An 11,898-nucleotide genomic window follows, 5' to 3' on the forward strand; every position below is an offset into this window, starting at 1 on the left:
GGGACAATATGTTTAAAAACATGGCACAAGCTCAACGTTTATGTTCTTTTGGACTAGACACACTCAAGCAGCTTTTTAGAATGAAATAGCCCTGCTCTTTGGGTTCTGCGATCGGATAATTTTTGAGCAGAATTTGTTGGTTCCAAGAATCAGACATAGATGCTTCCTTTTGTTGATAGATTGCTTTATCGATCGGATCGCGGAGTAGTTGTTCACTCGCATCTTTGTGGAGTGTCACAGATGAATCAACATCCGAATTAGTCAAAGTATTTTACACACACCCTACGTATCTGTTCAGAAATCAAACCGGATTCCTATATTAGGGGTTATTATTACCAAGATATTTGGCTTTTAATTCTTCTAATTCTTCATCTATTTTGCTTTTACTAGTAGGCTGAGATGTCGGGGTTGGTGGTTGTATTTTATTTGATTGAGGTTTGTTGCCACCCAAAAATTGAGTTTTCATTTCCTCTAATTCTCGATCGATTTGACTAGGAGATGGCGATACAAATGCGGGTGGGAAATTAGGTGAAGATTGAGGGATAGGTTTTGGGGCGATTGCTGGCGTGGCTGCGACTTGCGATTGGTGATTTAAGTCTTTGAGAACTTCATCTACTGTTTGATAACGCCGAATGGGAATACTTTCTAGCATCTTGTTGAGAATGCGGCTCAACTGATTACTGATGGGAGTTTTCAAGTATTGCTGCCAAACCCAAGTATCATTGTTAGTATCATAAGAATCAAAGGGCGATCGCGCTGTTAGTAAATTAACACAAGTCGCACCCAAACTGTAAATATCGCTGGCGAAAACAGCCCTACCTCTCATTTGCTCAGGGGCAACATATTCAGGACTACCAATACTTGTACCAGTTTTATTTAAGGCAGTGCCAGTGGCAGATTTAGCCGCACCAAAATCTACTAATACTAGTTTGCGATCGCTCTCCCGTAAAATAATATTTTCTGGCTTAATATCGCGGTGAATTACGTGTCTCGCATGACAAAATTGTAAAACTGATAATAAATCATTTAATAGTTGCCGAATTTGCGTTTCACTAAAACCACCCCTATGTGATAATTCCTGAGCCAAGTTGTGTCCGTCAATGAATTCTTGGACAAGATACTGCCGGTCTTCTTGGGTAAAATATGCCAGGAGTTCGGGAATTTGGGAATGTTTGCCCAATTCATCTAACTGCACCGCTTCTTGGTTAAATAACTCTATGGCTTTGGCAAGAGTGTTAGTGCCTTGGGATTGGGGATAAAATTGCTTAATTACGCAGCGTGGTTTTGAGGGTTTATCTTCATCCACAGCTAAGAAAGTTTTGCCAAAACCACCTTGTCCGATTGGTTTGATAGCACGGTAACGTTCTTTGAGGAGTAACTTAGAACCGCAAGTCCGGCAAAACTTGACATCAGTAGGATTTTCAGGCTTGGGACAATGGGGATTAAGGCAGTAGCTCATATAGGCGATCGCTCTTATATGTTCTTATTTTCTCCTGTCCCAGGCAAAAGGGTGTAATTAACAGATTTTGGATTTTAAATTTTGGATTTGTGTCACGCAGAAGGGGGAAAATCCTTTAGTAGGACGTTAGTCTGGCATGAACCAAAAGAATCTAAAATCTAAAATCATCAAGTGCGATGTCTACGACGGGCTATGACGCTCGTTCGCCCTTAGCGTGCCGTAGGGCAAGACTCGCACTTCTATCGCACCCCTAACTACCCTATACCTTCGATAACTGGATGGAAGTAGAAGGCGAACCCCAACACTGTATAAGCAGCTAATAACAAAGTGCCTTCCAGCCAATTAGACCTACCATCAGAACTAATACTGTTTGCAATCAATACTGACGCAACCACAGCTACTAATTCAAAGGGTTGGAAATCCAAATCCATTGGTTTACCCATTATCCGCCCAGCTATCACCAACACGGGCGCGACAAACAAGGCAATCTGCATACTTGATCCCACAGCTACCGAAAGGGAAAGATCCATTTTATTTTTCATTGCCACGGTGACTGCTGTGGCGTGTTCAGCCGCGTTACCGACAATGGGAACTAAAATCACCCCTGTAAACAGTGCCGTCAAACCTAGCTGAGATGTGGCCACTTCTAGAGAATCAACTAACATTTCTGACTCAATTGCCACCATTAAGGTACATACTAGCAGCACGCTAACCCACAACATCATATTTGGTTTGGCGTGAGGGGTTTCCTCTTCTTCTGTCTCTGCTACACCCACATCATATAGATAGGAGTGGGTTTTCATCGAAAATAGCAGCGTTAGGGCATAAACCAGGATTAACACCACAGCAACAGCAATAGAAAGATTTTGCAGTGTTTGTTCGTTAATTCCTTGAGAGGTATAATTCATCGCCGTTGGCATCAAAATGGCAATCACTGCCAAATTCATCGAATCAGCATTCACCCGCGCCACAATTGGCTGAAATGTCTGTTCTTTGTAGCGCAGTCCTCCCAAAAGCATGGAAAAACCCATTACCAGTAGTAAGTTGCTGATAATCGATCCTGTAATACTGGCTTTGACTACATTTATTAACCCAGCGTTTAGCGCTACTAGGGCGATGATTAATTCTGTTGCATTGCCAAAGGTGGCATTTAACAACCCGCCCAATGATGGCCCCACTACAACAGCAATTTCTTCTGTGGCTGTACCCATCCAAGCTGCTAAGGGCAGAATTGCTAATCCAGCTGTAATGAAAACTAGCAATTCTCCCCACTCCAGAAAGTGGGCTGCTAGGGAAACTGGGATAAACAGTAATAAAACGAAAAGAATAATGTTTTTGGTTGACATTTGTTGTTTTGGGTTGAGGGTATCATTCACAGCGAGCAATCCTAAATTTAAAATTTGGGGTGTTGAATTAACAATTACTTTCACTCAGCACTCCGACATGATACTCTCAACCGTCTGTAGAGCAATTCAGAAATTGTACTGTTTTCAGTTCATTACAGCGGATGTAAAATAAGATTGCGATTTAAGGAGTTTTCGTAATTTTTTGTTGCAAAAGTATGAATTTGAGCCAAATTATTACACCAAGAATGGGGTTTAATGTATTAAAAGACAATTAAATTTTTGATTTAGCGCTGCTAACGAGGAAACCCTTAGCTAAGTCTTTGTTCAATGGCTAATTACATTTAAGCCTTCAGGGAAAGGGTTGTGCGATAACGCAGATTTCCCACTACAATGAGGAAGATTTGTCAAAAATTTAGTTAGATTCCATAGTTGTTGTTTATACCGGATTTTGCGCCGAAACCATTGGATAAAGGTTTACGCACAACGTTTTCGGTGCAACTGTAAGTTTTTTGTTTTGGATAAATATACATGACTTCTGCTGCTGAAATGCCGGCTAACTCTGGCTCAACGTTAACATTACATTCAGATCCCAATAACACCAAAGAAGGCGATCCCCTGAGAAAAGCTAATGGTGTTTATGTGACGGTGCATGGTCATTTTTACCAGCCACCAAGGGAAAACCCTTATCTGGACGCAATTGAACGCCAACCGAGCGCTGCACCTTTCCATGATTGGAATGAGCGGATTCATTGGGAATGCTATCGCCCGAATGCCTTTGCCAGAGTCTTAAATGACCAAGGTGAAGTGGTGAGGATCGTCAATAATTACGAGTATTTCAGTTTTAATATCGGGCCAACCCTAATGTCGTGGCTAGAACGCTACGATGTGGAGGTTTATCAGCGAATTTTAGAGGCGGATGCCAAGAGTAGCGATCGCTTGGATGGTCACGGTAATGCGATCGCGCAAGTATATAATCACATCATCATGCCTCTGGCGAATGAACGGGACAAATATACCCAAATTCGCTGGGGTAAAGAGGACTTCCGCTCCCGCTTTGGCCGCGATCCCGAAGGAATGTGGCTAGCTGAAACTGCTGTAGATTACGCCACCCTAGAAGCTCTTGTTGCTGAGGGGATTCGCTTCATTGTCCTGGCACCATCTCAAGCCCTGCGTTGCCGTCCCCTCCCCACTCCAGATCATCCTCATCCTGAATGGATCGAAGTCGGCGGTAGTCAGATTGATTCCACCCGTCCCTATCGTTGTTATTTGAAAGATAGTCAAGAGTCCAACGAAACAAATGATAAACCCTACATTGATATCTTCTTCTACGATGGGCCGATATCGCGGGACATGGGTTTTAGTGATGTCGTTTATAATTCCAGTCATTTTGCCGGCCGGATCGGTTCAGCAGTCCGTGGGGATCATCGTCCAGCCCAGTTAATCTCTGTGGCGACGGATGGGGAAACCTTCGGACATCACAAAAAGGGGACTGAGAAAACTTTAGCCTACGCCTTTACCAAAGAGTTTCCTCAACAAGGTTGGACAGTAACGAACTTCGCCCACTACCTCAGCTTAAATTCTCCCGGCTGGGAAGTGGAATTGAAGTCAGTTACAGCCTGGAGTTGCGCCCACGGTGTCGGCAGATGGGAAGATGACTGTGGTTGCGGTGGAGAAGGTGGTGTTTGGCATCAGAAATGGCGTCGTCCCCTACGGGATGCCCTAAATTGGCTGCGGGATCAGCTAACTGAAGTGTATGAGGAACATGGCAGACAGTTATTTCGCGATCCCTGGCAAACACGGGATGAATATATCCAAGTCATGCGCGATCGCTCTGCTGGCAATGTTAACCGTTTCCTCGCCCGCCATCAAACCCACAAACTAACAGCAGCCGAACAAGTAGACGCTTTGCGCCTATTAGAAATGCAGCGTCACGCTTTGTTGATGTTCACTAGTTGCGGTTGGTTTTTTGAAGAAATTTCCCGTCCAGAGGGGACGCAAATTATGCGCTACGCCGCCCGGGCTTTAGAATTAGCAGGGGAAGTGGCTGGTGTGCAGCTAGAAAAAGGCTTTGTCAAACGTCTTGGTTTAGCCCCCAGTAATGTGGATGAATTTAAACACGGTGCAGAAATTTATCGGCAACTCGTGTTAACTGCCCAGCTTGGCTTTAAGCAAGTAGCAGCCCATTACGCTATTACTTCGCTGTTTACTAATCAGAAACCAGCCCAAGCGCATAATTCTTTGCCCAGAAAAGATGTGGCTGACAAACAGTCTCAGCGTTACCACAAAAAGGTTTATTGCTACGCTGCCAATGAGCTAGATTACCAATTGCAACGCATGGGATCGCTAACTCTGGCTGTCGGAAGTTTAAAGCTAGTATCAGAGATTACTTGGGAAAGCGAGCATTTGGTATTTGCGGTTCTGCATTTGGGAGGCTGGGATTTTCACTGCTGCATTCAACAATTTACTGGGCGGCGTGATTACAGCCAAATTAAAGAAAAGCTGTTTGGGGCACTAAAACAAGCTAGTGCGGCTCACACCATCTTGGCAATGACACAGCTATTTGGTGAAGAAGCTTTCAACTTGCAAAATCTATTTGCTGAAGAACGCCACCGAATTATGGGGCTGCTTAGTCAGGAAACGCTGACACGTTTAGGACAGTTGTATACTCAAGCCTACCGCGATAATTATGGCGTGCTGATGGCGTTTCATCGAGATGAAATAGCAGTACCGCAAGAGTTGCAGGTAGCAGCAGATATTGCTTTAGGACATCGCTGTCTGATGACATTGCGATCGCTTGAGCAAGAGATTGCCGATCCCCAAAAGAGTTGGAGTCATATCTTAGAATTAGAAGCGATCGCGACTGAAGCAAAACATCTGCGTTGTCGGCTGAATATTCCCGACGGTAAGCAGATGTTAGAACAGTTAATTGCGCGATCGCTTTGGCAATTGTTGCACGATGCTAATGGTAGCTTTAATGCAGATATCCAATTATTGGAGCGATTGATTGATGTCGGGGATCAACTAAATATTGACATTTCCCTACAGCGATCGCAAGAACTCTATTTTAGTTGTCTGCAAAGTCAGATTGCGCCGGTGTGTATTACTAGCTTTGGCAATGAAGCAGAGAATCAGTGCCTTCAGTTGCTCAAGTTGGGCAAAAAGTTAGCCGTTGATGTAAGCGCGATCTCAAATCAGTTGGGATAGATGTAGGGTAGTACGGTAAAAATCTCACACACAGAGAAGGGGAAAACTTTCCCCTTTTCTTTTTAATTTACTTTACTTAGTCTGGGAGCGATCGCAATGGTAAGGATAAAGCCACTCACACTTAAAGAGTCCGTGGGTATGTTTCTCAAAAAAAGTTCCTGCATGGCGGTTAGGTGATATATCAATCCCAGCTTTCGTTTTAATCTCATATAGCCAGGGAAAAGCTATTACTAAAACAGCCATAGAAGTGAATAAGTAAAGAATCGAAGTTTTAATATTGAGGAATCTTCGAGAATTGCTATTCTGATTTTTAGGCATACAAATGAGAAATTAATCGCCCATACTATCGTAACTTAAAGCTGAAAATATCGTCGGAAGCGGGGGTCAATATTGTCTGTTTTCTGCTGATTACAAGTAAGACAGAGAGTTTGTAAATTACTGATATCGTTTTGACCACCACGGGCAAGGGGAATGATATGGTCGATACTGAGGCTAGTTTCTGTAGTAGTTTTACCGCAGCTTTGGCATTGATATTTGTCACGTTCAAAAACATATTTCTTGACTTCCGGTGGAATACTAATACGGGGAGTTTTGCTCATTTGTTTTCTAATTGCTAAGAAATCCTTCTAAGCTAGGTACATCGACCCAACTTGCTTTTGTATGCGATTCATGGGATAAATCCATCAATAATTGAGAATAAATTCCTTCTCGCAGTGATGGTGTAATCTCCTGATTGCGTTCAATTCCTTGTATCCATTGGTCTATTACGCGGATAAATGCCGAAATCCGCCCATCAGCATAATTTTTTGGGAAAATTAACCGATTCGGTATTTCTATTTCCGTTAAGGGTTTACCTGGCTGGGAACCCCAAACCCGAAAGCCGTGGATATAATCTTTTTGATTTTCACTACCCACAATTAATGTACCGCGATCGCCATATACTTCTACCCAATGGGTTCTTGGTGCATGAACAACCGCGCTGATCGAAAGTTGGCAAGGTGTACCATTTGCTAATTCCAGGGTTAATATACAGTTATCATCTGTATTTACTGGCTTAGATTCCCCACTAGCAGGATCGACTCGTGTAGGAATTGCAGTAGTTAAATGGGCGTTTAATCTCCGCACTGGCCCGAATAACCAGTGAATGTAATCGAAAGCGTGGGAACCCAAAGATCCTAATGCACCACCTCCTTTTTCTTTGTCAGAATACCAATTCCAAGGGCGTGAAGTATCAGCACGAGAAGAACCTAACCAATCAATTTTAATTAAGCGTAACTCACCCACATAATCTTCTGACAATAGTTCAGCAAATAACTGCCATGCTGGGACAAAGCGAAATTCAAAATCTACAGTCGCAATTACGCCTTTTGCTTTTGCTAACCGATAAAGTTCTTTAGCTTCAACTACATTTAAAGTTGTCGGTTTTTCTAATAATAAATGTTTCCCGGCTTGCAATACAGTTTTTGCCATTTCATAGTGCAAAAATGGCGGTGTAGAGATGCTGACTGCTTGCACTTCTGGTAATGCCACAATATCAGCTAGGGAGTCGGAAGCGTGGGGGATATTATGGGATTCTGCTATGGCTTTGGCTTTATTTATATCTCGGTGATAAACAGCAACTAACTCAGTCCCAGGATGCGCTTGGAATCCGGGGATGTGGACTTTTTGACCAAATCCAGTCCCGGCGATCGCAATTCCAATCATATAATTTTGGTTCCCATATTTATGTGATTTTTATTATCGTAAAACTCTAATTGTAAAAGGGTAACGATAATGCTCGCCCTTGTAAGCTTTTACAGAGGCAAATGTCACTATAAACGATTGGAGTATGAGTTTGAATGAAAATAGTGACACAAGTACAATTAATAAGCCATCTAAAGTGTTTTTTATTTCATGGGCTGAACCATTGCTAGTCACAACCAGACTCAAGCTAGTTATTAATAAAATTAAGGATATTGCTATGACAATCAAGGTATATAATGTTAGAGAAAATTGAAAATTTAAAGATTCCTTTCCTTGTAAATCTATCCAAGGATATTTTGCTTTTCTAAAGCGCCAAATCAAGAGGGGAACTAAAAGATTTAAAGGTAAATATAAAGGGATGCCAAGAAATACTAAAAAAACCAATAACATCCATCCTAACAAAGCTGAGAAATGACACAACACCGCCCAGATACGCATTTGTTGTTTAGGTTTTTGTCTCATGGCTTTTTATGTGTAAGTGGATTTACCAGATAGTCACCCACTTTAATTATCTACAAAAAAGCTAAAAAAGAGCTTAAACGCTGAGTATTTGTCTGTCATAGTTTTTGGGAAGAGGTTCTATTTCCCAGACTATAACCTCTTGTGGCAGTAGCGCAACTTCAAAACTTTTGAGGACTTGAGCGATGGCGTAACTGCCCGTTGGAGGCGATCGCAACTTGAAAACAGTCTGACGGTTTATACTGAGTACTGGCGAAACAAGCAACCGGATTTTGAAATACTCAATAGCAAGGTTAATATAGAACTTACGCAAAAGAGATCCGCTCTATACTGTAAACTTAATAACACTAACGTATTTTCAATATGCGAGTTCAAATAACTGTAGTTGCGTTGCTTACCGCCGTAGGCATCGCAGTAATGTTAGTAGGTGGTAAAAATCTAGAAGCCCTTGCAGACTCGCAACCTTCTACTGAAGATGGCGCTAGTGGGATTGTGACACTAGAAGCTACAAACAAAATAGGGGGAGGGGATGCCAAATATGGTGATTATATAGGAGTAACTTTAGGAGATAGCCAGACCTTGGAAATTTCCCAAAAAGTTGTCAAAGATATCCAGATACGCTTTACTAATGAAAAAGGTCTGCCAATCAGAGGGCGAACTCAGAAAGATTTTATTATTGGTTTGCTGAAACTCAAACCAGGTCAGATATTCCGTGAAGATTTACTTCAAGCAGACTTGCAACGATTGAGGAGATTAGAGTCATTTAATCAAGTCAAAGTTTACCCTAAAGAAGATGCTTTCGGTGTTAATATTCTTTATGCAATCAAAGAGCGTAGCTTCCCTTCTCTCATCTTAGGAGGCGGTAATAACGATGACGTTGGGCTATATGGTCGGGTGGGTTATAAAGATGAAAATGTTAGCGGTCTGAACGATAAACTAGATACTATTTTGCAGTTTAGCACTAAAGATGTCCAATTTAACGGCCAATTTACTAGCCGTTATCGTTCTGAAGAACCAAACCGTTTGGGCTATAGCATTAGAGGTTTTCGGACTCGAAACACATCGGGAACCTTCAACGACGATATCAGATTGGCTGACGGCAGCAAAGTGCGAGAAGGAAGATTTGGTGGTTCTGTGGCACTTTTACGATCTTTTGATGAGTGGTATACATCTGTAGCGCTTAACTATACCAGAATTAGCCTCCGCGATGGAGACTATAACGTTGTCCAGGTCGATAGATTGGGGAGTCCTCTATCTGTGAGCGGGACTGGAATTGATGACCTATTTACAGTATCATTTGCTGTATCCAGAGATCAACGCGATCGCCGAGACAATCCCACCCAAGGATCGATCCTCACCTTCAGCACAGAACAAGCGATTCCCATTGGACTGGGGAATATTTCTAGCAACCGCTTACGGGGAGACTATATTCAGTATTTTCCAGTCAGTTGGATAGGTAATGGTAGACTAACTGATAATCCAGAAATGTTGGCGATTAATTTACAAATTGGTACAACTATTGGAGACTTCCCACCAGCTGATGCTTTTAATATTGGTGGGCTAGATTCTGTCAGAGGTTACGGTTATGGTAAAGTTGCCAGTGGCCGGAGTTATGGTTTAGCTTCGGTGGAATATCGGTTCCCAATTTTTCAGTCAATAGGCGGAGTTGTCTTTACTGACTTCGGCTCAGATTTCGGGTCTAGTGACACCGTGTTAGGAGAACCAGGTGTGCTGCGAAACAAACCTGGAAGTGGCTTTGGTTACGGCTTAGGATTGCGGGTCAACTCAACCTTTGGGCTAATTCGGGGTGACTTAGGAATTAGCGACCAAGGAGAAGTTAGATTTGAAATTACTACAGGTCAGCGATTTTAATCTCATTAATTTTTACTTTGCGTTTAAAATAGCTATGATTTTACGCAAAGCTTTAGAATCCCAATTTCGATGTAGAAGTGAAGCCGATTCAATTAGCGCTCTTCTATGACTCTCACGAGATAAAAATCAGAAACCTTTGTTGTCACTATTTTCTATAAATCTATGAGTAGGTTGGGTTGAGGAACGAAACCCAACGCCAATAATCCCTACTTCTGTTGGGTTTCACGTTGTTCAACCCAACCTACAAATATTTGATTTTTTCAAAGTAATAAAAGAGCGTTAGATAATATATAGGACTAGTATTTGATTTCTGAAAAGATACGTAGAGTGTGTTAGCGACAGCGTAACGCACGATTATCAAGGGTTTGGTGCGTTACGAACTGCGTTCTAACACACCCTACAATACCTAATTTTGTTCAAAAATCAAATATGATTCCTATAATGGCGAATGATAATATTAATATAGGCGATCGCTGAGATAAAGCTAACATTCATGATTTTCGGGGAACCTATGGCGATTGTGTCTTGAATAAGGTGTCTAAGGTTTTTCCTGAATTGCGGCGAACAGTATTATAGGGTTTGAAAGCATTTTTTTTGCTGAGTCCCATTTTGACCTATAAAAGGCTAATCCCTCTCTACTGAAGTGTAGAAAGGGATTTATGGGGTATTGATACCCTTTTTTTTGACTCCTAGTTTAAATTATTTGCTTTATCAACTGCTTCCTTTAACTCTTCAAAAGTAATACTACCGTCTTTGTCTGAATCATAATTTACTAGTAATTCCTGGGGACTACTAGTATTTGTTTCTGATGAGATGATTGCACTTAAGCCAGGACTTAAAAAAAGATCGTTAATGGAGACTTTGCCATCTCGATCGCTATCTAAGGTATTAAAAAGAGATTGAAGCTCTTGCTCGGTTGTCATAAGTTTCTATCTGAATTACTTTTTCAATTTAATTAATATCTCAAAATCTTGACAAAGACGCAAGGATAGTTAAGATAGTCAAGTGTGCGAATGTAGTAACTTTAACACTATTTAGTGTATATAAGGATAGTGTCTCAAATGCGATACCTCCAAAATCTCCCTCTAATTCAGTAATGTCCTCTCTGATTATCGCTAATCACCTAGAAACGGCCAATCCCTCTATAGTGGTGTGTAGAGAGGGATTTTGGGTGAGCTATCAAGAGGTGAAGGTTGTAGGCTGTTGACTTTGATTGAATTTAGGGTTTTTTGGTTCATGTTATTTTTGTGTCATTGCGAGCAGAGCGACTTGACTCTTTAAAAGGATAGGATTAATGTTATGAGGTAGTCCTTCTAAAGGCACTCTTTAATACATCAAAAAATCATGAGGTATTTCAGATGATGATGATGACGATGAATGAAACCATGACTGCCGAAATGCAAGCTTGCATGGAAGTTTGTATGGACTGTCACAAGATGTGCATGGAAACCATGACTTACTGCATGGCCAAAGGTGGTATGCAGATGGACAAAAATATGATGAGCATGATGAGCATGATGCGCGATTGCGCTGAAATGTGCATGATGTGCATGAATATGATGATGAGCGGTTCTGAGTTCATGGGACGTACTTGTATGCTTTGCGCTGAAATGTGCGATCGCACTGCAATGGCCTGTGAGATGATGAGCGATGACATGAAAATGATGGAATGTGCTGCTGCTTGCCGTAAGTGTGCAGAGTCTTGCAGAAGTATGCAGATGATGCCTGCTTAATTTCTCTAACTAGCAGAAGTTTCTCTGCAACCTAATATTCAAGCGCTCAGACTCTTTGGGGTCTGGGCGCTTGAAGTAAGAT

General features: G+C 41.8%; 12 protein-coding genes. 3 read left to right on the forward strand and 9 right to left on the reverse strand.

The annotated features are described in order from the left end of the window. Positions 1-31 precede the first annotated feature (31 nt). The 3 genes from V7K55_RS13455 to cax all read right to left on the reverse strand — a co-directional run bounded on the left by V7K55_RS13455 (position 32) and on the right by cax (position 2,805). Positions 32-265 carry a hypothetical protein gene (locus tag V7K55_RS13455; RefSeq protein WP_334832012.1) on the reverse strand — a complete coding sequence of 78 codons (234 nt, stop codon included), beginning with the start codon at positions 263-265 and terminating at the stop codon, positions 32-34. 54 nt (positions 266-319) lie between these two features. Continuing rightward, positions 320-1,459, reverse strand: coding sequence for a serine/threonine-protein kinase (locus V7K55_RS13460; RefSeq protein ID WP_334832014.1), 1,140 nt, complete (start codon positions 1,457-1,459; stop codon positions 320-322). 254 nt (positions 1,460-1,713) lie between these two features. Continuing rightward, positions 1,714-2,805: a calcium/proton exchanger gene (cax, locus tag V7K55_RS13465; RefSeq protein WP_334832177.1), complete on the reverse strand. Its 1,092-nt coding sequence runs from the start codon at positions 2,803-2,805 to the stop codon at positions 1,714-1,716. Between the two features lie 528 nt (positions 2,806-3,333). On the opposite strand from cax, the gene V7K55_RS13470 reads away from it, so the two are divergent. Further along, positions 3,334-6,009: a DUF3536 domain-containing protein gene (locus V7K55_RS13470; protein WP_334832016.1), complete on the forward strand. Its 2,676-nt coding sequence runs from the start codon at positions 3,334-3,336 to the stop codon at positions 6,007-6,009. 72 nt (positions 6,010-6,081) lie between these two features. On the opposite strand, the gene V7K55_RS13475 is transcribed toward V7K55_RS13470, so the two are convergent. From V7K55_RS13475 to V7K55_RS13495, 5 genes are all read right to left on the reverse strand, one after another. Continuing rightward, on the reverse strand, positions 6,082-6,327 hold the full coding sequence (locus V7K55_RS13475; RefSeq protein ID WP_334832018.1) for a hypothetical protein: 246 nt from the start codon (positions 6,325-6,327) through the stop codon (positions 6,082-6,084). A 35-nt stretch (positions 6,328-6,362) separates the two neighbouring features. Continuing rightward, on the reverse strand, positions 6,363-6,608 hold the full coding sequence (locus V7K55_RS13480; protein ID WP_334832019.1) for an HNH endonuclease: 246 nt from the start codon (positions 6,606-6,608) through the stop codon (positions 6,363-6,365). A 7-nt stretch (positions 6,609-6,615) separates the two neighbouring features. After that, complete coding sequence (locus V7K55_RS13485; protein ID WP_334832021.1) at positions 6,616-7,713, reverse strand: Gfo/Idh/MocA family protein; 1,098 nt, start codon at positions 7,711-7,713, stop codon at positions 6,616-6,618. A 33-nt stretch (positions 7,714-7,746) separates the two neighbouring features. Continuing rightward, positions 7,747-8,214 (reverse strand): DUF4870 domain-containing protein, encoded by a 468-nt coding sequence (locus tag V7K55_RS13490; protein WP_334832023.1) that lies wholly within the window; start codon positions 8,212-8,214, stop codon positions 7,747-7,749. A 73-nt stretch (positions 8,215-8,287) separates the two neighbouring features. Further along, positions 8,288-8,524, reverse strand: coding sequence for a hypothetical protein (locus V7K55_RS13495; protein WP_334832190.1), 237 nt, complete (start codon positions 8,522-8,524; stop codon positions 8,288-8,290). 50 nt (positions 8,525-8,574) lie between these two features. Between V7K55_RS13495 and V7K55_RS13500 the strand changes: the two genes are divergently transcribed. Beyond that, the gene (locus V7K55_RS13500; RefSeq protein WP_334832025.1) at positions 8,575-10,083 is read left to right on the forward strand and encodes a BamA/TamA family outer membrane protein; all 1,509 of its coding nucleotides are present in this window, start codon (positions 8,575-8,577) and stop codon (positions 10,081-10,083) included. A 689-nt stretch (positions 10,084-10,772) separates the two neighbouring features. On the opposite strand, the gene V7K55_RS13505 is transcribed toward V7K55_RS13500, so the two are convergent. Further along, complete coding sequence (locus V7K55_RS13505) at positions 10,773-11,006, reverse strand: EF-hand domain-containing protein (RefSeq protein WP_334832027.1); 234 nt, start codon at positions 11,004-11,006, stop codon at positions 10,773-10,775. A 438-nt stretch (positions 11,007-11,444) separates the two neighbouring features. On the opposite strand from V7K55_RS13505, the gene V7K55_RS13510 reads away from it, so the two are divergent. Next, positions 11,445-11,816 carry a four-helix bundle copper-binding protein gene (locus V7K55_RS13510; RefSeq protein WP_334832179.1) on the forward strand — a complete coding sequence of 124 codons (372 nt, stop codon included), beginning with the start codon at positions 11,445-11,447 and terminating at the stop codon, positions 11,814-11,816. The last annotated feature ends 82 nt before the right edge of the window (positions 11,817-11,898 follow it).

It is taken from the genome of Nostoc sp. (assembly GCF_036919895.1).
GTDB lineage: Bacteria > Cyanobacteriota > Cyanobacteriia > Cyanobacteriales > Nostocaceae > Nostoc.